Source organism: Formivibrio citricus (genome assembly GCF_900115065.1).
Classification (GTDB): domain Bacteria; phylum Pseudomonadota; class Gammaproteobacteria; order Burkholderiales; family Chitinibacteraceae; genus Formivibrio; species Formivibrio citricus.
On sequence record NZ_FOVE01000009.1, the window covers coordinates 23,966 to 42,334 of the forward strand.

General features: G+C 61.7%; 19 protein-coding genes. 1 reads left to right on the top strand and 18 read right to left on the bottom strand.

The features are described from left to right. Positions 1-9: 9 nt before the first annotated feature. Both BMZ36_RS07215 and BMZ36_RS07220 read right to left on the bottom strand, forming a co-directional pair. Positions 10-1,131 (bottom strand): YbdK family carboxylate-amine ligase, encoded by a 1,122-nt coding sequence (locus tag BMZ36_RS07215; RefSeq protein ID WP_091193600.1) that lies wholly within the window; start codon positions 1,129-1,131, stop codon positions 10-12. A gap of 2 nt (positions 1,132-1,133) precedes the next feature. Beyond that, entirely contained in the window at positions 1,134-2,324 is a 1,191-nt protein-coding gene (locus tag BMZ36_RS07220; RefSeq protein WP_091193602.1) for a cation:proton antiporter, read from the bottom strand. Between the two features lie 219 nt (positions 2,325-2,543). Between BMZ36_RS07220 and BMZ36_RS07225 the strand changes: the two genes are divergently transcribed. Beyond that, on the top strand, positions 2,544-3,809 hold the full coding sequence (locus BMZ36_RS07225; protein ID WP_218142659.1) for a putative Na+/H+ antiporter: 1,266 nt from the start codon (positions 2,544-2,546) through the stop codon (positions 3,807-3,809). 219 nt (positions 3,810-4,028) lie between these two features. On the opposite strand, the gene BMZ36_RS07230 is transcribed toward BMZ36_RS07225, so the two are convergent. The 16 genes from BMZ36_RS07230 to fdxB all read right to left on the bottom strand — a co-directional run bounded on the left by BMZ36_RS07230 (position 4,029) and on the right by fdxB (position 18,368). Beyond that, positions 4,029-5,345: a hemolysin family protein gene (locus BMZ36_RS07230; protein WP_091193608.1), complete on the bottom strand. Its 1,317-nt coding sequence runs from the start codon at positions 5,343-5,345 to the stop codon at positions 4,029-4,031. Between the two features lie 235 nt (positions 5,346-5,580). Then, positions 5,581-6,666, bottom strand: coding sequence for a molybdenum ABC transporter ATP-binding protein (gene modC, locus BMZ36_RS07235; RefSeq protein ID WP_091193611.1), 1,086 nt, complete (start codon positions 6,664-6,666; stop codon positions 5,581-5,583). Between the two features lie 3 nt (positions 6,667-6,669). Next, positions 6,670-7,347 carry a molybdate ABC transporter permease subunit gene (gene modB, locus BMZ36_RS07240; protein WP_091193614.1) on the bottom strand — a complete coding sequence of 226 codons (678 nt, stop codon included), beginning with the start codon at positions 7,345-7,347 and terminating at the stop codon, positions 6,670-6,672. A 21-nt stretch (positions 7,348-7,368) separates the two neighbouring features. After that, positions 7,369-8,199 carry a molybdate ABC transporter substrate-binding protein gene (gene modA / locus BMZ36_RS07245; protein WP_091193617.1) on the bottom strand — a complete coding sequence of 277 codons (831 nt, stop codon included), beginning with the start codon at positions 8,197-8,199 and terminating at the stop codon, positions 7,369-7,371. 169 nt (positions 8,200-8,368) lie between these two features. Next, entirely contained in the window at positions 8,369-9,187 is an 819-nt protein-coding gene (locus BMZ36_RS07250; protein WP_091193625.1) for a TOBE domain-containing protein, read from the bottom strand. 356 nt (positions 9,188-9,543) lie between these two features. Beyond that, on the bottom strand, positions 9,544-9,978 hold the full coding sequence (locus BMZ36_RS07255; protein WP_091193629.1) for a hypothetical protein: 435 nt from the start codon (positions 9,976-9,978) through the stop codon (positions 9,544-9,546). 293 nt (positions 9,979-10,271) lie between these two features. Then, positions 10,272-10,856 carry a hypothetical protein gene (locus BMZ36_RS07260; RefSeq protein ID WP_091193633.1) on the bottom strand — a complete coding sequence of 195 codons (585 nt, stop codon included), beginning with the start codon at positions 10,854-10,856 and terminating at the stop codon, positions 10,272-10,274. A gap of 63 nt (positions 10,857-10,919) precedes the next feature. Further along, positions 10,920-11,744: a nitrogen fixation protein NifM gene (nifM, locus tag BMZ36_RS07265; RefSeq protein WP_091193636.1), complete on the bottom strand. Its 825-nt coding sequence runs from the start codon at positions 11,742-11,744 to the stop codon at positions 10,920-10,922. Continuing rightward, positions 11,722-12,186: a nitrogen fixation protein NifZ gene (locus tag BMZ36_RS07270; protein ID WP_218142660.1), complete on the bottom strand. Its 465-nt coding sequence runs from the start codon at positions 12,184-12,186 to the stop codon at positions 11,722-11,724. The genes nifM and BMZ36_RS07270 overlap by 23 nt, the downstream gene beginning before the upstream one ends. After that, entirely contained in the window at positions 12,177-12,503 is a 327-nt protein-coding gene (locus BMZ36_RS07275) for a nitrogenase-stabilizing/protective protein NifW (protein ID WP_091193640.1), read from the bottom strand. Before BMZ36_RS07275 ends, BMZ36_RS07270 begins: the two co-directional genes overlap by 10 nt. A gap of 129 nt (positions 12,504-12,632) precedes the next feature. Then, positions 12,633-13,757: a homocitrate synthase gene (gene nifV / locus BMZ36_RS07280; protein WP_091193644.1), complete on the bottom strand. Its 1,125-nt coding sequence runs from the start codon at positions 13,755-13,757 to the stop codon at positions 12,633-12,635. 119 nt (positions 13,758-13,876) lie between these two features. Then, positions 13,877-15,079 (bottom strand): cysteine desulfurase NifS, encoded by a 1,203-nt coding sequence (nifS, locus tag BMZ36_RS07285; protein ID WP_091193647.1) that lies wholly within the window; start codon positions 15,077-15,079, stop codon positions 13,877-13,879. A 120-nt stretch (positions 15,080-15,199) separates the two neighbouring features. Next, positions 15,200-16,063 carry a Fe-S cluster assembly protein NifU gene (nifU, locus tag BMZ36_RS07290; RefSeq protein WP_091193650.1) on the bottom strand — a complete coding sequence of 288 codons (864 nt, stop codon included), beginning with the start codon at positions 16,061-16,063 and terminating at the stop codon, positions 15,200-15,202. Between the two features lie 571 nt (positions 16,064-16,634). After that, a complete protein-coding gene (locus tag BMZ36_RS07295; RefSeq protein ID WP_177187818.1) occupies positions 16,635-16,901 on the bottom strand; it encodes a DUF4259 domain-containing protein in 267 nt (88 codons plus the stop codon). A 170-nt stretch (positions 16,902-17,071) separates the two neighbouring features. After that, complete coding sequence (locus BMZ36_RS07300) at positions 17,072-17,461, bottom strand: Imm41 family immunity protein (RefSeq protein ID WP_091193658.1); 390 nt, start codon at positions 17,459-17,461, stop codon at positions 17,072-17,074. Positions 17,462-18,086: 625 nt separating this feature from the next. Continuing rightward, on the bottom strand, positions 18,087-18,368 hold the full coding sequence (gene fdxB, locus BMZ36_RS07305; protein ID WP_091193663.1) for a ferredoxin III, nif-specific: 282 nt from the start codon (positions 18,366-18,368) through the stop codon (positions 18,087-18,089). Position 18,369: the final 1 nt, after the last annotated feature.

Genomic DNA, 18,369 nt, shown 5'->3' on the forward strand with positions numbered 1-18,369 from the left:
TATTTGTCTTCAACAAGACCTGAAAACCCGCACTGCCGCATCGACCATGCCCTGCGCGCCGCCTTCCTCGGCAAACTGCTGGCGCAGGAAGGTTGCGTGGTTGCCTTCGTAGGCAACTTCGCGGTGCAGTTCATCCAGGGCCGCCTGGCTGCCGAGTGCTGCAGCGTGCGGTTCCAGGCGGCGCAAGGTGGCGAGAATGTCTTCGCGCAGCGAGAGTTTTTCGCTGGTCTTGGGGTGAACCAGCATGCCGTCCAGGCCGAAGCGGCAAGCCTGGAATCGGTTGTAGTTGTAGACGAGGTAATCGTCCTCGGCGGGCGGCGGGTCGTTGCGCTCAAGCAGCATGTGGCACAGTGCCTGCAGATAGGCAGCGAGCGCTGCGGCGCGCTCGACGGTGAGCGGCGTATCGCAGACGCGCAATTCGATGGTTCCGTATTCCGGCTTGGGGCGGATGTCCCAGTAGAAATCCTTCATGCTTTTGACCACGCCGGTATTTTCCATCTTGGAAAAATAATCCTGTTCGAAATCCGACCATTTCAGCGTGAAAGGCGCGCGACCGCTCAAGGGGAAGGCGAAGACCGAATTCAGCCGCGCCGAATCGAACAGCGTGTCCACCCCTTGCGAGAAGGGCGATGAGGCCGAGAGCGCAATGAAGTGCGGCAGATAGCGGTTGAGCGCATGCAGCAGGTAGAGCCCTTCGTCGGCGCTGGCGCAGCCGATGTGCACATGCTGGCCGAACACCGTGAATTGCTTGGCCAGATAACCGTACAAGCCCGAAATCTCGATGAAGCGCGGCGTGGAAAAAATGCGTCGGTCGAACCAGCGCTGGAACGGGTGGGTGCCGCCGCCGCACAGCCCCACGTTGAGCCGGTCGCCGGCGGCAACCAGGGTGTCGCGGATCTGTCGCAATTGGGCCAGCATGGCATCGTGCCGGGTATGCACGTCGGTCGAGATTTCGATCATGCTTTCCGTGATCTCCGGTTTGACGTCGCCGGGGAAGGGTGCGCGCCCCAGAAGGTGAAGCATGTCGCTCGCGGAGGCGGCGAGGTCGAAATCGGTCGGGTTCACGAGCTGCAGTTCAAGCTCGACTCCCATGGTGAGCGAATCGCTGGGGTGGAATGCTTCCAGAGCCATGATCAGTGCTCCTCCGTGTGATGGGTTTCCTTGGCCCAGATCAGAGCGCGCTGGGTGAGGATGGGGCCGAGAACCTCAAGCAGCAGCGCGATTGCTGCCACGCCCGAAACTTGCTCAAGCGCTCCGATCTCCAGGTGGCGGGCCTGCTCCAGCAGCAGGATGACGAAAACCGACATCGGCATCATGGCCAGCCCGGTCAATGCGCCCTTGCGCCAGGTAATGCCGCCCAGACGGGCAAACGCGGTTGTGGCAATCGTTTTGACCGCAAGGCGGACCAGCACGACAGGCAAGGCCAGTTCGATACCCAGGATGACTTGTTTCCATTCAAGGGAGGCGGTCACGAAAACAAACAGCAGAACGGTCAACAAATCGCCGAGCGCCCCGAAATTGCGGTGCGCCTGGGAGAGCACGACCCGCCGGTGCCGGCTGACCAGACCGAAGGCCAGCGCGGCCAGGATGGGAGAAAACTTGAAGGCATGAGAGACCGCGGTGAGCAGCAAGGCGGCCAGGGCAAAGGTCACGGTGGCGTTTTTGTCTACGTTGCCGATGCTTCTCAGGAAACCGGGCGTGGCAATGCCGAACAAAGCGCCCAGGCCCGCCGAGGCCACGAGTACGACCACGCTGTTCCAGATTCCCAGGAAAACACTGCCGGAATCGGCCAGCATCCAGTAGCCGATGATGATCCGGAAAACAATGACTGCCAGCACGCAGTTAAAGGCGGAAAGATGCAGCATGCGCTCGGTGACCTGGCCCGAACTCTTGAGCTCGTTGGCAACGCGCAGCAACGCAGCCGGCGAGGTGGACATCGCCAGCGCGGCTAGCAGCAACGCTGGCATCATCGGCATGGAAAACGCTTGGGCCAACAGAAAAACGGCGATGAAGGTTCCCGCGGCTTCGGCCAGACTGGTCACGCCTAGCCAGGGGTTGGCTTGCAGCCAGCGCAGGTTGATCCGGTAACCCAGCTCGAAAAGAATCAGGGCGAAGGCGAAGTCGGCCAACTGGGCAACGGCACTGCCCGACGGATCGGCCAGAAAGCCGCCCTGGCTTGCCGCCATGAAAAAACCGGCGATGCCGTAACTGCTGATGCGCGGCAGCGAAAACCAGCGATACCCAAGCTCTCCGGCAATCCACGCTATGGCAAGGGCCGCAGGCCAGGCAATGCCAGTCAGCGTGATCATAAGCGCTTCCGTCATGACGTTTCCTCAAGCATTTGCGAGCGGACAGGCTACCGGCGGGAGCTGGCATTGTCGAGAAAAAGGACATAAAGGATGCAACCAAAAGGCTCCGGATTCGTTTATGCATGGTTGTTGCAACGCCGCAAGAACAGGTAAAATCGTATCGGGTGTCAGCATCGGTGTTCGATGCTACAGGTTCATGCGATGGTCGGGCCGCCATTGCGGAGTGTTGCGACCATGAACCTTCTGCCCAGCCACGCCACCGAGGCGTTCGGCGCCGTTATCTTTGCGCTGGCGCTGATCCATACGTTTTCCACCAAATTCTTCGAGCATCTCGCCCATCGGCATTCCCGCCACGCGGGCGTCTGGCATTTGCTGGGCGAAGTCGAGATCGTTTTCGGCTTCTGGGCCATGGTCCTGATGCTGTTCATGTTCGCGGTCGATGGCAAACGGGTTGCTGTTACCTATCTGGATTCCCGGAATTTCACGGAGCCGATGTTCGTTTTCGCCATCATGGTGATCGCGGGAACACGGCCTGTGCTGCAATTCATGGCCACCGCCGTGCAAGGCATCGCGCGCTTCATACCGCTCAACCGGGGCATGGCCATGTATTTCCTGCTGTTGGCTTTTATCCCCTTGAGCGGTTCGTTCATCACCGAACCCGCGGCCATGACGCTGGCGGCGCTGATGCTGCGGGACTGGCTGTTTTCCGGTGAGGTTTCAACCCGGCTCAAATACGCCACGATCGGCGTGCTGTTCGTGAACATTTCGATCGGCGGCACGCTGACGCCGTTTGCCGCGCCGCCGGTGCTGATGGTGGCGGGGAAATGGAATTGGGATATCGGGTTCATGATGACGACCTTCGGCTGGAAAGCCGCCCTGGCCGTCATGCTCAACGCAGGCGTGGCAACCTGGCTGTTCCGCCGCCAGATCGGGAGCATGGAGCCGCCAGCCCGCGCCGATACGCGCCCGGTTCCGCTTCCCATCATGCTGGTGCATTTGCTGTTCCTGGCGGTGCTGGTGGTGTTTGCGCATCATCCCGCCGTGTTCATGGGGGTGTTCCTGTTGTTTCTCGGGGTTGCCTCTGCCTACCAGCGGCATCAGAACCCGCTGATCCTGCGCGAAGCCTTGCTGGTGGCATTTTTCCTTGCCGGGTTGGTGGTGCTGGGCGGGCTGCAACAATGGTGGCTACAGCCGATCCTGATGAGAATGGACGCGACGACCGTATTTTTCGGCACCACGATACTGACGGCTATCACCGACAACGCTGCCTTGACCTATCTGGGCTCTCTGGTCGAAGGCTTGAGTCTGGACTTCAAGGTGGCGCTGGTGGCGGGAGCCGTCACGGGAGGTGGTTTGACGGTGATTGCCAATGCGCCCAACCCCGCCGGTATCGCCATTCTGCGGGACGGCTTTGACGAAAAGGCTGTTCACCCGTTCGGGTTGTTGATTGCAGCGCTGCCGCCAACCGCCGTGGCGATGATCGCTTTCCTGGCGCTGTAGCGGCTGCACCAGCCCGGAAACTGGCGTTAGAACCTGTTCACAATCTTGCTGCGAAACCGTGATCGGGGCTCATGTGCTGCTCGGAATCCTCATTTATCCGCATAAACTCCGGTTCCTGCGCTGCTCTTCGCCCCGCTGACGGCTTCTCGCGACAGATCGTGAACAGGTTCTTAAAAAACCGTTCAGGTTTCGGCCTGAACGGTTTCTTGTCTGGCTGGATCAGTGTGGCTGTTCCGTCGGAGCGTCCGGTGTGTTTTCGGGAAGCGGCGAGGCCAGCACCTTGTCGATGCGTTTGCCGTCCATGTCGGCGACCTCGAAGCGCCAGCCTTCCCAGTCGCAGTGGTCGCCGGTTTCCGGAACGCGGCCCAAAAGCAGCATGACCATGCCGCTCAGGGTGTGGTAACGGCCCTTGTCTTCTTCCGGCGCGGCTTTCAGTTCGAGCCGGTCTTTCATTTCCGGGATCGGAATCGCGCCGTCGAGCAACCAGGAGCCGTCTGCCCGCTGCACGGCCCAGGAATCTTCTTCGTTGGACGATGCGAATTCGCCGGTCACGGCTTCGAGTACGTCCTGCAGGGTGACGATGCCTTCGATTTCTCCGTATTCGTCGATCACGAAAGCCATCTGTATGTTGTTGGTGCGGAAGTGTTCCAGCAATTCCATGCCGGTCAGGGTTTCCGGCACATAGATGCCGGTATGCAGGTGGGCGGAAAAATCCAGTGCTTCGCCCCGGGCGACGCTGGCCAATACCTGTTTGGCGTGAATGATGCCCAGTACGGTGTCGAGACCGCCATCGCAGACCGGAAAGCGGGAATGCTCAGATGCGATCAGGCGTTGCAGGTTTTCCTCGAAGGGCAGCTTGGTATCGAGGTACACGATGTCCGAGCGCGGAACCATCAGCGAGCCGAGCGGGCGGGCATCGAGACGGAACACGTTGCGGACCATCTCGTGCTGGTGCTGTTCGATCACGCCGGCTTCCGAGCCCTCTTCGAGCATGGCGTGTATTTCTTCTTCGGTGACGCTGCTCTGGCTGGTTTGCCGGGCGCCGATGAGCTTGAGCAGCGCATGGGTCGAGACCGTGAGCAGGACGACGAAGGGGCGGGTGATGAATGCCAGCGCCTGCATCGGGCGCGCCACCAGACGCGCGATGGTTTCGGGATTGAGCTGCCCGATCCGCTTGGGCACCAGTTCGCCGATGACAATCGAGATATAGGTGACCAGAACCACGACGACTGCCGTGGCCGAAACATGGGCCGTGGCATTCGGAACGCCGAGTTCAAGCAGCTTTTGGGCAAGCGGCGCGGCGAGCACCGCTTCGCCGACGATACCGTTGAGGATGCTGATCGAGGTAATGCCGATCTGGATCGTGGACAGGAAACGGGTGGGGTCTTCGCCCAGCTTGAGCGCCACGGAGGCCGCATGGTCGCCGTCCGAGGCCAGCTTCATCAGGCGCGCCTTGCGCGCAGTCACGAGAGCAATCTCGGACATGGCAAAGACGCCGTTGAGCACCACCAGGCCGATCAGGATCAGGATATCCATGGGTGGACTCCTGTTTCAGTCTGGGCAGATGCGCGGCGGTCTTGCTTGCAGGGCAGGGGAAAGAATGAGTGCCAATTTCGGTAACTGGAACAGTCCATATTGGTAGTCGGGCCAAGTTGTTAGTCACGCAAACCCGCGTGATGGACTACTAACCCGAATGGTCCTTTTTTCATGTCAGGAATGATTGCATCTTAGCGCCCATGAACAGACGGTGCAATTTGCGTGGCCAGCAAGCTCAATCGAGCAATGCCACGGCCTTGATCTGCGCCCAGACCGGCTTGCCCGGTTGCAAATCCAGAATGCGCAATGAGCGGCGGGTGATGCGGGCCAAGAGCGGCGTGCCGCTGGCGTCGAGGCGCACCAGCACGTTGGCGGGGTTGTCGGTATCGGCGTAACCGGTTACGTGCGCCGGAACCAGGTTGAGAATGCTGGTGTCGTGTTGTTTTTCGAGTGCCAGGCTCACGTCGCGGGCGTGGATGCGGCAGCGCAATTTATGACCGATGGGCCGGCTTTGCTGGCTGACAAAGAGGTGCCCGCCGGGGAAATCGAGCCGGCTCAGCCGATCCTCCTCGTCATGCGCGCCGAGGGTGGTATCGAGCACCACGCCGGCATCGTCGGCAAACGCGGCGGGCAGGTCGATGCGCGCCAGCGTTTCCTGCAGCGGGCCGCTGGCGACGACCTGGCCTTCGTTCATCAGCACCAGATGATCGGCCAGTCGCGCGACTTCGTCGGGCGAGTGGCTGACGTAGACCAGCGGGATCTCCAGCTCGTCGTGCAGGCGCTCCAGATAGGGCAGGATTTCCTGCTTGCGTTTGAGATCGAGCGCGGCGAGCGGTTCGTCCATCAGTAGAATCTGCGGGCGGGTCAGCAGGGCGCGGGCGATGGCGACACGCTGGCGCTCGCCGCCGGACAGCCTCTCCGGTTCGCGATCCAGCAGGTGGGCGATGCCCAGCCGCTCGGCCATCGCTTCCAGCTCGGTTTTGTCCTTGGACGCGGGCTGGCCGAAGGTCAGATTCTTCCTGACCGAAAGATGCGGGAACAGGCTGGCTTCCTGGAATACATACCCCAGCGCACGCTTGTGGGTGGGAACGAAATGGCGGCCATCCTGCCAGCACTGGCCGTTGACGTGGATGCGCGCCTGCGGTGCGCGTTCCAGCCCGGCCAGACAGCGCAGGAGCGTGGTTTTGCCGGAACCGGAGTGGCCGAACAGCGCGGTGACGCCGCGGCCGGGCAGGTCGAGATCGACTTCCAGCCTGAACGCCGGGTAGGCGAGAGAGAGCTGGATCTGGATGCCGACATTCTTGGGAGCGGTCTGGGGCATGGTTCAAGCCTTTTTGCTGTCGGGGCGCCAGACATAGAGCGCCAGCAGGACCAGGAAGGAGAACACCAGCATCACGGCCGAGAGCCGGTGCGCATGCAGGTATTCCAGCGCTTCTACATGGTCGTAGATCTGTACCGAGGCGACGCGGGTGACGCCCGGAATGTTGCCGCCGATCATCAGCACCACACCGAATTCGCCGACGGTATGGGCAAAGGTCAGGATGCCGGCGGTCAGGAAACCGGGCAGCGCCAGCGGCAGCGCTACCTTGAAAAAGGCCGCGAGCGGCGAGGCGCGCAGTGTGGCGGCGGCTTCCAGTGGGCGCTCGCCCATGGCCTCGAAGGCGTTCTGTACCGGCTGCACCATGAAGGGCAGCGAGTAGAACACCGAGGCAATAACCAGCCCCCAGAAAGTGAACGGCAGCGCGCCCAGCCCGAGCCAGTCGGTGAACTTGCCCACCGGCCCGTTCGGCCCCATCGCCAGCAGCAGGTAGAAGCCGAGCACCGATGGCGGCAGTACCAGCGGCAGCGCCACCACCGCGCCGACCGGGCCTTTCCACCACGAGCGGCTGCGTGCCAGCCACCACGCAATCGGCGTGCCGATCACGAGCAGGATCAGGGTGACGATGCCGGCCAGCCGGACGGTGAGCCAGATGGCCTGCAGGTCGTTGTCGGTCAGCAGCATGGCTGTGTTCCTCGCATGGAATCAGATTTCGTAGCCGCTGCGCTGGATCAGCGCCTTGATCTTGCCGCTCTTCAGGTAGGCCAGCAGCGCTTCGGCAGCCTGGTTGTTCCTGCCTTTGACCAGCAGTACGGCATCCTGGCGGATCGGGTCGTGCAGGCCGGCCGGCACGATCCAGACCGAACCCTTGGCAAGCTTGCCGTCGACCATGACCTGCGACAGCGCCACGAATCCCAGGTCGGCATTGCCGGTGGCGATGAACTGGTAGGTCTGCGAGACGTTTTCGCCCTGTACCAGCTTCGGTCTGACTGCTGCCAGCAGGCCCAGTCGGGTCAGAGTCTCCTCCGCCGCCGCGCCGTAGGGGGCGAGCTTGGGCGAGGTGTTGGCCAGCTTGTTGAACGTGCCCTTGCGCAGGATGTCGCCATTCGGGTCGACCAAGCCGGGTTTGGCGGACCAGAGCACGAGCTTGCCGGTGGCGTAGGTGAAGCGGCTGCCCGGCACGGCGAGCCCGTCTTTTTCCAGTTGCGCGGGCTTTTCGTCGTCGGCGGACAGGAGCACCTGGAACGGCGCGCCGTTCCTGATCTGCGCGTAGAACTTGCCCGAAGCGCCGAAGGCCAGTCTGGCCTTGTGGCCGGTGTCCTTTTCGAATTCGGTGGCGATTTTCTGCATCGGGCCGGAGAAATTGGCGGCGACGGCGACCTGCACTTCGTCGGCCCGGACGGAGCCCGAGGCCAGCGCTGCAAGCGCAGCAGCCCCGGCGACCGCATGGCAAAGCGCGGGCAGGAAACAGTGTGCCGGCGCACCCTGCCTCCCCCTTTGCAAAAGGGGGATTGAGGGGGATTTGGACCTTGCCATTTTATACGCTTGCCGCAAAATCCCCCCCAGCCCCCCTTTTGCAAAGGGGGGAGCCGCCGCCCCTCTGCGTCCGCAGCCGTTTCTTGAAAGCGTGTCGAACCATGAACGGCCCTTCAACGGGGTTGCGGTCAACGGAAAATCTCGATTCATGGCAATCCTCCTTTGAAAATCAGACCCAGGAAACCAGCGTGACGCTGCTGGCTTCGAAAATGGCGCAGGCTTTCTGGTCCGCGCAGAGATTCAGGTTTTCCACGCTTTCGCGGGTGATGACGGCGGCGATGGTCTTGCCGCCGGGCAGCGTCATCGTGACTTCGGCATTCACCGGGCCGGCGTGGATGTGGCTGATCTCGCCCCAGAGCTGGTTGCGGGCGCTGGTGCTGGCGTGGTCGTGGGCCAGCAGGATCACCGACGAAGCCTTGACCAGCGCATGGACCTCCTTGCCGAGCGACAGGCCGAGGTTTTCCGCGCTTTCGCGCGTGACGAGCGCGACGATCTCGTTGGCTTCGTCGAGCCGCAGGCAGACTTCGACGCTGACCGCCCCTTCGCGCAGTGCCACGATGGGCCCGGCGAACTGGTTGCGCGCGCTGGCCTTGATCGACATGCGCCGCAGCAGGGTCTGGAAATCACGGATGTCGCCGCCTTCGAGGTGCGCCATCTTGCCGGCAAGGCGGTCGAGCGTGTGCTGGTATTCCTGCTCCATGGCCCGGTACAGCGCCACGATCTTGCGGCCGTAATCGGTCAGCGTGGTGCCGCCGCCGTTCTTGCCGCCGGCCGTGCGAGTGACCAGCGCTTGCTCGGACAGGTTGTTCATCGCGTCGATGGCATCCCATGCTGCCTTGTAGGACAACGGCACTGCACGCGCCGCCTTGGTGATCGAGCCGTGGCGCTCGATGGCTTCCAGCAGGCGGATGCGGGTCGCGCCCAGATAGCTGCCGGATTCCGTATCGACCGAAAAATGACCGACCAGTTTGGGGTGGGGAGTGTTCATGGCATGACAACCTTGGGTGTGCCGGTATGAGACAGCTTGAGCAGCAGTCGTGCCAGGACGGCGTGCCGGCGGGGAAACGGCGTGGATTGAGGCGGTTTTCGCGGCTCGGGTATCGCAGGTTATATCGGCACGGATATAGCGAAATCAGGGGCTTGCGTGTGGTGGCGTACGAAGCGTATCGGGCATGAGCGGTGCGTCATATTTGCCTGGATATGACGCATGGGGTGCCAAAGATTGTGTGGTGAGTGTTACAAAATGGCTGGCTGATGTGGTGGAGCCGACAGTGCTGTAGACAATGGTTCGGCGTAGAGTGGCGATTACGGGATTCAGTTTTTGATGTGAAATAAAACAGGCGATCAGGAGTGTGTCACCCCGCCCAAATCCACCCGGTGGCGCATCGCCCGCCCCATCCGTCCTTCGGTCATGAATGAACCCGGATCGCTCCAGGAGTGCGGGGCGTAAACCGGCTCGGTCAGGCCGGCGACCAGCAGGAAGAGCGTCAGCGCCAAGCCATGGCGGGCGATGGCCGGCAGGGCGGCGAACCAGGCTCGCGCGGCGTAGAACAACGAAACCATCAGCAGTACGGCGGGAGAGAGGAGTACGCGTTCTGCAAATAGCCAACCGAACGTGGGCGCATCGGTCTTTTTGTCTTTGGCTGAACCCGCGCGCGGCATCAGGGCGCGTTCCAGGCGGTAGGTGCGCAACTCGGGCAGCGTCAGCAGGCTCACGACGGGCGAGGCCGTCAACGAGGCAACGAGGTGGCGATCGGGGGGGAGTGATGTCAGCAGCATTTTCACGGCTCCCTTTTGTTGGTCAATAATATTGACTAATGTGATGCAGGTTCCGTGCCAGTCGGTTGCGGGGTGACAAAAGTACCAGGAGAGAAAATGACATCCTGCCGGCGCAGGCGGGGATGACGGCTTTATGCGAGTCGGGAGGTTTGCGTCTCTGTGTTGTCAGCGGGAGGGGGGCAGAGTGGGCCGGCAAGCTGCACCAAACTGGTTCGGGTTGCCTTGTTTTGGGGACAAGAAAAACCCCGCCCTGTCGATCGGGGCGGGGTTTGCGAGCGGGTACCGTGTGGGCGTTATTGGCCGCAGCTCCTTACCCTGCCCTTGTCATCGAACGAGATTCCTTGCCCACCCTTGCAGGTCACAGAAGAACCATTGGGCAGATGGTAGCTGGAGTTGCCTGCCAGTGTGCAGGAGGAAACACGGCCCTTCGTATCGAAGTGGATCGATGTTCCGGCTTTACAGGTGATGCTGGAACCGCCTGGCGTGTGGTAGCTGGAGTTGCCAGCGAGCGAGCAGGATGTGACCCGGCCTGTTTCATTGAAGTTGATCACGGTTCCTGATTTGCAGGTAATACTGGAGCCGCCGGGGGTGTGATAGCTGGAATTGCCGGCCAGCGAGCATGTTGTCACTCGTCCTTTTTGATCGAAGTGGATCGATGTCTTGGCCTTGCAGGTGATGCTGGAACCGCCCGGCGTGTGATAGCTGGAATTGCCGTGCAATATGCACGAACTTACCCGCTTCTGGGCGTTGAAAGATGGGATGTTCTCGCAAGTGATCGATGAGCCGCCCGGCGTATGATGGCTTGAAGCGCCCCAAGCCATGCTTGCTCCGGCAAGCAGGAATGTGCCGGCGAGTGCCTTGAAAAAACCTTTGCTCATGAGAATCTCCTTGTGACCGGGGCGGGATTGCCCCCAACATTCTCACGATAGCGCCAAACGCTTCTAACTTAAACCCCGCAACCAGCTTTTCTGCTGCCGCCGCTCGCGCTGCTCCTGCAGGCTGGCGAGCAGTTTCTGCTTGATTTCGTCGAAGGGCTTGGTCTCGGCGGGGCGGATGTCCGTGCATTGCAGGACATGAAAACCGAGCGGCGATTCCAGCGTGGCGCTGATTTGCCCGGCGGCCATGCCGAACAGGGTGGTGTCCAGTTCCGGGTAGAGCTGGCCCTCTTTCACCCAACCCAGCTCGCCGCCTTGCAGCGCGGTGGGGCATTCGGAGTATTGCAGCGCCAGATCGGCGAATCTTTCCGGTTGGGCAGCGAGTTGTGCTGCGATGGATTCGATGCGCGCGCGCGCTTCGTCGCGGTGGTTGCCGGCCAGTGTGTCGTTGATGGTGACGAGGATATGCCGCGCCTCGCGCGTTTCCGGCACCTTGAAGCGCTCGATGTGCTGCCAGTAGAAGATTTCCGCGTCTTGCTCGCTGACGCGGGGCGCGCGGGCCGCGACGAGCGTGAGGACGGCATCCACGCGCAGTTCGCGCGCCAGCGCTTCTTTCAGCAGCGTTTCGTTCATGCCGTTGGCGGCCAGATCGGCGAGAAAGCTGCCGCGGTCCGGGTAGCGGTTGCGCAGAGTGGTCAGGGCATCGTCCTGGCTTGCGGGCTCGACGATGCAGGCGAGCGCTTCGGGCGTGGCGAGGATTTTTTCCTCCAGTTGCCACTGGCGCACGGCTTCCTGATGGACAGCCTGTTTTTCCGCCGTGCTCAGTTGCGCCACGGGTTTACCGTGGTGCGCCTGGGCGGTCTGGAATTCAAGATAAGCCAGCGTCTGCATCGGGGTTGATCTCCGTGAGCAGGGTTTCCGGAAGCTGCAGGATGCGGTCGCCAAAAATCACCTGGTATTGCACCGGCTCGCTCTGGTTCAGCACTTTCATGACCTGGCCGATGTCGCCGGCACGGGCGCGGATTTCGCCGCCGATCGAGAGATGGCCGGCGGCGCGCACGCGGTCGCGGCTGTCGAAGCGGTGGGCAATCCACGGATCGCCGGCGGCCTGTACTTCTTCCTCGCGGCAGCCGACGATGCGGTTTTCGTCGATGAACAGCACGGCGTAGATGATCTGGTCCTGAAGGAAGGTGCCGACATCCTGCACCACGCCCTTGCTGCCGCGCCGTATCAGCAACTCGCCCCGCGCCTTGCCGGGATAGGTGCCGTCGTTGCGGATCGGCCGCAGTACGCGCACGGCATCGCCGGCCTGGAATTGGCTCTTCAGTGGCATACCGCCCCCTTGCGCCGCCCGCCGATGGCGGACAGCGGAATGCCGACGATCTGCGGCTTGAAGACCTTGAACAGTTGTTCGTCGCGCGCACTGGAATGCGCCAGGTTGGCGTAGGCCATGCCGAACAGCGTGCGCAGCTCGGCGTAATCCAGCGCGCCCCAGTCCTGCGGCAGCAGATCGTGGAAGCGTTGCAGCACGGCCAGCCGGTTGCGTGCCAGCAGTCCCTTGTCGTAGTCGATGCCGAAGAAATTGCAGTAATCCTCGGCGCTTTCGAGTTCGGCGAAATCCTGTTGCCAGTCGGCGGTGATCGTGGTCATTTGGTGCTCCTTGTGAAGTATTCCCTCCCCATTTCAGGGGGAGGGTTAGGGTGGGGGTGAGGCCGGACGTATCTTCCGACGCTGGCCATTTACCCTCACCCCGGCCCTTTCCCTGTCAGGGAGAGGGGGCTAATGTGTCCCCATTTCCAAATGCGCCTCACCAATCCAGCTCCTCAACTCCGAAAACTCCGGCGCGCGCTTGTACTGGCTGGCGAAGCGCCGCAGGCGCGGCAGCAGTTCCTGTGCGGTATTGCGATCGATGTAGAGGCCGTTGTCGGCGCAGAAGCGGATCACCGACTGGCTGCCGGAATGCTTGCCGAGCTGCCATTCGTGGTGCCGCCCCAGCCAAGCCGGATCGACCACCTGATAATTGGCCGGGTCTTTCATCAGCCCGTCGACGTGGATGCCGGATTCGTGCAGGAACACGCCGGAGCCGATTCCCGGTTGCTGCGGGGTGACGGGGCGGCGGGCGGCCAGTGCGACGAGTTGGGCCAGCGCGGGCAGGCGCGTCAGGCGCAGCCCGGCCTCGTCGTTGAACAAGGTCTTGAGCGCCACGGCGATTTCTTCGAGCGCCGCATTGCCGGCGCGCTCGCCCAGCCCGTTGACCGTGGTGTTCACGTGCGTCGCCCCGGCGCGGATCGCGGCGAGCGTGTTGGCGGTAGCGAGCCCCAGATCGTCGTGGGCGTGGATTTCGATGTCGAGCGGCGTGGCTTGCCGCAGGGTGGCAATGCGCTCGAAGGTGCTGAACGGATCGTGCAGGCCGAGCGTGTCGGCGTAGCGGATGCGGTCGGCGCCGGCTTCCTGCGCGGTGGCGGCCAGCTCGGCGAGGAAGGCCGCATCGGCGCGGCTGGAATCTTCCATGCCCAGCGTGACGGTAAAGCCTAGATCGCGGGCGCGCGGAATCCAGATGCGGATCTGTTCCAGCGCCCAACTGCGCGGCTTGCCGACCTTATTTTCCAGTTGCTGGTCGGAAGCCGGGATCGAGAGATTGATGCGTGTCAGCGGCAGTTTGGCGCAGGCGGTGAAATCCTCGTGGCACATGCGGCCCCAGCCGGTGAGCTTGGCGCCGAGCGGGGCCATGGCGCGGATTGCCTCGCATTCGTCGCGGCCCATCGCCGGCGTTCCGGCCTCGATCTCGGTGATGCCGGCAGCGACCAGCGCTTCGGCGATGGCGACCTTTTCGGTCAGCGTGAAAGCCACGCCGGCCGCCTGTTCCCCGTCGCGCAGGGTGGTGTCGTGGAGGGTGACGTTCATGTTCAATCCTTCCAAATCGTCTCACCACAAAGAACACAAAGATCACGAAGAAAAGCGAAGCCTTGAGAGGTGTTCCTTGGTGTTCTTCGTGTGCTTCGTGGTGAGCCCGGTTTTAAGGTTCAGGCGTATTCCGGCTGGAAAGCCTTTTGCGCCGGGCCGGTTTCACCCCAGTAGGGCGAGAGCTTTCTGAGCTTGGCGATGATCTGCGGCACGGCGGCGATGGCGCGGTCGATCTCGGCTTCGGTGGTGTAGCGCGAAAGCGAGAAGCGCACCGTGCCGTGCGCGGCGGTGTAGGGAATCCCCATGGCGCGCATCACGTGCGACGGCTCCAGCGAGCCCGAAGTGCAGGCCGATCCGCTCGATGCGGCGATGCCAGCGTGATTCAGGTGCAGCAGGATGGCCTCGCCCTCGATGTACTCGAACGCGATGTTCGCGGTATTGGGCAGGCGGTTTTCGGTGTCGCCGGTCACGAAGGCATACGGCGTTTGCAGCAGGATGCCGGCTTCGAGGCGGTCGCGCAGGCGCTTCACGGTGGTCCACTCGGCTTGCATGTGCTCGCGCGCCAGTTTGGCGGCAATACCCAGGCCGACGATGCCGGTGACGTTTTCCGTACCGGCGCGGCGGCCGCGTTCCTGGTGCCCGCCGCGCAGCATCGGGCGGTAGCGCATACCGCGGCGCAGGTAGAGCGCGCCGATGCCCTTGGGCGCATGCAGCTTGTGGCCGGAGATCGACAGCATGTCGATGGCGCTGTCCTTGAGGTTGATCGGCGCCTTGCCGGCGGCCTGCACCGCATCGGTATGGAACAGCGCGCCCACGCCCTTGGCCATCTCGGCCATTTTCAGCACCGGGAACAGCGTGCCGGTCTCGTTGTTGGCCCACGTGATGCTCACGAGCGCAGTTTGCTCCGAGAGCAGGTTCTCGTAGTAGCCAAGATCGATCCGCCCGCGCCCGTCCACCGGCAGCACGTGCAGCGTGTAGCCTTCGTGCTCGGCCAGATGCTTGCACAAGCTGAGGATCGCCGGGTGTTCGACGGCGGAGGTGATGATCTCGCGCCGGCCTTCCTGCACCTTGAGCGCGGAAAGAATCGCGGTGTTGTTCGATTCGGTGGCGCATGAAGTGAACACGATTTCGCTGTCGTGCGCCGCGCCCAGCAGCGCCTGCACTTCGCGGCGCGCTTCGGCGATGGCGCCGCCGACGCGGCTGCCGAACTGGTGCATCGAAGACGGGTTGCCGTATTGCTCGGTGAAGAAGGGCAGCATCGCGGAAACCACTTCCGGATCGCAGGCCGTGGTGGCGTTGTTGTCGAGGTAGATGGCGTTCATTGGTTCTCTCCTGCAAAGGCGTCGAGCTTCGGTTTGGGCCGTCATTCCGGCGCAGGCCGGAATCCAGTGGTTTTCAGTCATTGCCCTGGACCCCGGCCTGCGCCGGGGTGACGATCTGGGCTATCCCCAATCGCTAACAGGAACGAGCTGTATCGGCTCGCCGAGTTCGATGCGCAGTTTCTGTTCGATGCCGGCCAGCGTCATTTTTTCCATCTGGCAGCCCACGCATCCGCCCAGCAGCTTGACGAAGATATGCATGTCGTCGACGTCGACCAGCTCGATGTCGCCATGGTCGTTCTGCAGCATCGGGCGGATCGTTTCGATCACCGCCTCGATCTTTTTCAGGCGCGCCAGCTTGCCGCTGGGCTGGGGGCGAACCACGAAAGCGGGGGCTTCGGGGGCAGGCGCGGCTTCGACTTTGGCCAATACCTTGGTAATCAGGTTCTCGATTTTTTCATGGCAGGTCGCGCAAGCGCCGCCAGCCTTGGTGTAGTGCGTGACCTGCTCGACCGTGGTGAGCTGGTTGGCGCGCACCACGTCTTCGATCAGCTTGGAATCGATGGCGAAGCACTTGCAGACCAGCTCGCCTTCTTCGTGATCGTCGTGAAATGTCTCGCCGCGGTAGTTCGCAATCGCCGCCTGCAGCGCCTCGCGCCCCATCACCGAGCAGTGCATCTTTTCCGGCGGCAGTCCGTCGAGGAAATCGGCGATGTCCTGGTTGGAAACCTGCAGCGCCTCGTCGAGCGTCTTGCCCTTGATCATCTCGGTCAGCGCCGAGGAGGAGGCAATCGCCGAGCCGCAGCCGAAAGTCTGGAAGCGCGCATCGAGGATGATGTCGTTGTTCGGATCGACCTTGAGCTGCAGGCGCAGTGCATCGCCACAACTGATAGAGCCGATCTCACCGACCGCATTGGCTTCCTTGAGCTCGCCGGCATTGCGCGGGTTGAAAAAGTGGTCTTTGACCTTTTCTGTGTAGTCCCACATGGTGGTCCCCTTGTCGGAATGTGTCTGTGCGACTCATTCGCAGCAAGGGGCGTGCCAAAGGGTGCAAGCGGCGGAAGGCTTGATATTGCTGGGTTGGGCGGGAGGCTGGCGCGATGTAGTGGCGCCATTGCGACAGTACAAAATGCAGCGGTGTTGCAGATGCGACAAAGCTGGGGTGGTCATTCCGGCGCAGGCCGGAATCCAGAGGTTAAGCGCCTGTCGGCGCGTTGTTTGGGTGCCGTTTCCGCACGGCGGGCAGGAAGGGGGGCTTGCTTCGCCAAGCCCCCCTTCACCCCCAAGGCGACCCCATCGCCCGCCCTCCGGGTTCCCTGCGCTTCTCGATTGTCGCGGCGGCTGAGGAACTCGGCCTGCGGCCTCAAACAGTCCTCGCCGAAACCTCCGCGCCAATCTGCGATGCTCGGCGGGCTCAAGGGGAAGGTAAACCGTCTGCCATGGTGGCGGTTCGGAATTGCGTAGCCTGGATTAGCCGTGCAACGGCGTAATCCGGGTCGCCGCAGGCGATGTGAATCCTTAGGCGAAGAGGTGTTGCGGATTGTGTATTCGGCGAAAATCAATCGAGTCTGACCCCATTGATTCTGAAGGCAGAGGCTACGACTTCCGCCGCAGCAATGGCAGCCGAACCTTCCGGGGCTTCAATGTACTCAGTGCTCAGGACTGCCTGGAGCGCGCGACTTACGGGAGTGATGTCTTTTGACCTTGTACATTGCGCTACCCAGTCCAAGGCATCGTCATTGTCAAAGGCTCCTTCTCCCCATGCGCCGGCTTGGGCGAATGTTGTGGCAAAGAACATCAAAAATAGCGCAAAGAAGAATCGCATCTTAAGAATTCCAGTGTGATGTTGCCGCGGAGGGTAAAGCATTTTATCCGGCGCAATGCACTTCGCTTCGATTGCGCCCTACGGTCTGTTTGTGCACCGTACGCGGTGTGAATTGTGTATTCGGTGCAAATCAATTGGGACAGCCCCACCGATCTCTATTCTTATTTCGATTAGCCGCTCGACTGGAGTAAAGGGTTTGGTAGATCGAAACATTGACTTATCGCAGGCATATTGCCGGAAAAGAAACCTTCAAACACAAGCTGAAGACGCTCTCGGCATTCATACACTTGCTCTGTTTTAAGATTACGGATCTTGTAGCCGTCCTTGCTATCGAGATGCGCGCTTAGAGACATGAGGGTTGAGCTAAAGATACGGAAGACTTTCCAATTTAGTTGTGCATCGCGTGCTGGACTAGCTACAAGCTCGAAAAGAGCCCATTCAAGCAGCCAGTATTCGTCGAGGTGCCAAGTTGAGTCTTCATGGAGACGCCCGCAAAAAGAATTGTCATCCCACTCGAGGCACCAAGGAAAATTTCTGTCTAAGACGGTAAGTGCATTCATGTGACGAACGTGGTATCGCCACCACTGGCGGCATATTCAAATAAACCGTCACTATCGTTAACCCAGCGGGGTCAGGGCTTGTGACGGCACAAGATTTAATGTTTCTGCGGTTTGCTGTTGGAGTCGTTTAATCCGGGCAGGTGCAGCATGTTGAATCGAAGATTACACCAATCACACTGTGGCAACCAAGGCAGGCGGTTTTCCGTCCCCTCGGCCAGCGCCGAGGAAGTGGAGCGAGACCCAGGCTCGCGACCGACCGAGGGCAGCCCGGAGGGCCGCCAGGCGGGGTCGCCTTGGGGATGAAAGGGGAATTGGCGAGACAATTCCCCTTTCCCGTAGGCGGGGCGGAAACCCGCACCCAAATCACCGCGCCGGCAGGCGCATAACAAACTGGATTCCGGCCTGCGCCGGAATGACGAACCAGATAAATTTCCCAGACAAAAAAAGCCCGCCACAGGGGCGGGCCAAACGCACAGAGGAACCGGTACCAATGGCTCCAGGCACAGCACTCAACTATTTCCGGCTTCGATTGAACAAGCCGGTTGTGGGAGCGGACAAAGTCCGCGAAAAACCGTGGCTCAGTCGAGCGCATTTCGCGGTTTGCAACCGCTCCCACAAGTGGTTTTCAGACCTCCAGCGGCGAATGCGAGTAACAGTCCTTCGGGCAAACGCGGGTGCAGGCACCGCAGCCGATGCAGTCGGCTTCGTCTTCAATGGCCATGACCATGCTTTGGCTGTCGGAATCGTAGTCTTCGTCTTCGTTTTCGAACTCGATCAGGTTCAGCACGTCGCGCGGGCAGACCTTGTAGCAGCGGCCGCAGCCGATGCAGGTTTTCTGGTTGATGGCGGTGACGAATTCCGGCGTCCAGTCGGCGCCGCCGCGGGTTTTTCCGGTGAGGTTGCTCATG

Coding starts and splice junctions, on each gene's coding strand:
- BMZ36_RS07220 (WP_091193602.1), bottom strand. CDS start 2,324: ATGACGGAAGCGCTTATGATCACGCTGACTGGCATTGCCTGGCCTGCG.
- BMZ36_RS07260 (WP_091193633.1), bottom strand. CDS start 10,856: ATGAGCAAAGGTTTTTTCAAGGCACTCGCCGGCACATTCCTGCTTGCC.
- modB (WP_091193614.1), bottom strand. CDS start 7,347: ATGCTGCTGACCGACAACGACCTGCAGGCCATCTGGCTCACCGTCCGG.
- modA (WP_091193617.1), bottom strand. CDS start 8,199: ATGGCAAGGTCCAAATCCCCCTCAATCCCCCTTTTGCAAAGGGGGAGG.
- nifM (WP_091193636.1), bottom strand. CDS start 11,744: ATGCAGACGCTGGCTTATCTTGAATTCCAGACCGCCCAGGCGCACCAC.
- nifS (WP_091193647.1), bottom strand. CDS start 15,079: ATGAACGCCATCTACCTCGACAACAACGCCACCACGGCCTGCGATCCG.
- BMZ36_RS07225 (WP_218142659.1), top strand. CDS start 2,544: ATGAACCTTCTGCCCAGCCACGCCACCGAGGCGTTCGGCGCCGTTATC.
- fdxB (WP_091193663.1), bottom strand. CDS start 18,368: ATGAGCAACCTCACCGGAAAAACCCGCGGCGGCGCCGACTGGACGCCG.
- nifV (WP_091193644.1), bottom strand. CDS start 13,757: ATGAACGTCACCCTCCACGACACCACCCTGCGCGACGGGGAACAGGCG.
- modC (WP_091193611.1), bottom strand. CDS start 6,666: ATGCCCCAGACCGCTCCCAAGAATGTCGGCATCCAGATCCAGCTCTCT.
- nifU (WP_091193650.1), bottom strand. CDS start 16,063: ATGTGGGACTACACAGAAAAGGTCAAAGACCACTTTTTCAACCCGCGC.
- BMZ36_RS07230 (WP_091193608.1), bottom strand. CDS start 5,345: ATGGATATCCTGATCCTGATCGGCCTGGTGGTGCTCAACGGCGTCTTT.
- BMZ36_RS07300 (WP_091193658.1), bottom strand. CDS start 17,461: ATGAATGCACTTACCGTCTTAGACAGAAATTTTCCTTGGTGCCTCGAG.
- BMZ36_RS07255 (WP_091193629.1), bottom strand. CDS start 9,978: ATGCTGCTGACATCACTCCCCCCCGATCGCCACCTCGTTGCCTCGTTG.
- BMZ36_RS07275 (WP_091193640.1), bottom strand. CDS start 12,503: ATGACCACGATCACCGCCGACTGGCAACAGGATTTCGCCGAACTCGAA.
- BMZ36_RS07295 (WP_177187818.1), bottom strand. CDS start 16,901: ATGCGATTCTTCTTTGCGCTATTTTTGATGTTCTTTGCCACAACATTC.
- BMZ36_RS07215 (WP_091193600.1), bottom strand. CDS start 1,131: ATGGCTCTGGAAGCATTCCACCCCAGCGATTCGCTCACCATGGGAGTC.
- BMZ36_RS07250 (WP_091193625.1), bottom strand. CDS start 9,187: ATGAACACTCCCCACCCCAAACTGGTCGGTCATTTTTCGGTCGATACG.
- BMZ36_RS07270 (WP_218142660.1), bottom strand. CDS start 12,186: ATGCCACTGAAGAGCCAATTCCAGGCCGGCGATGCCGTGCGCGTACTG.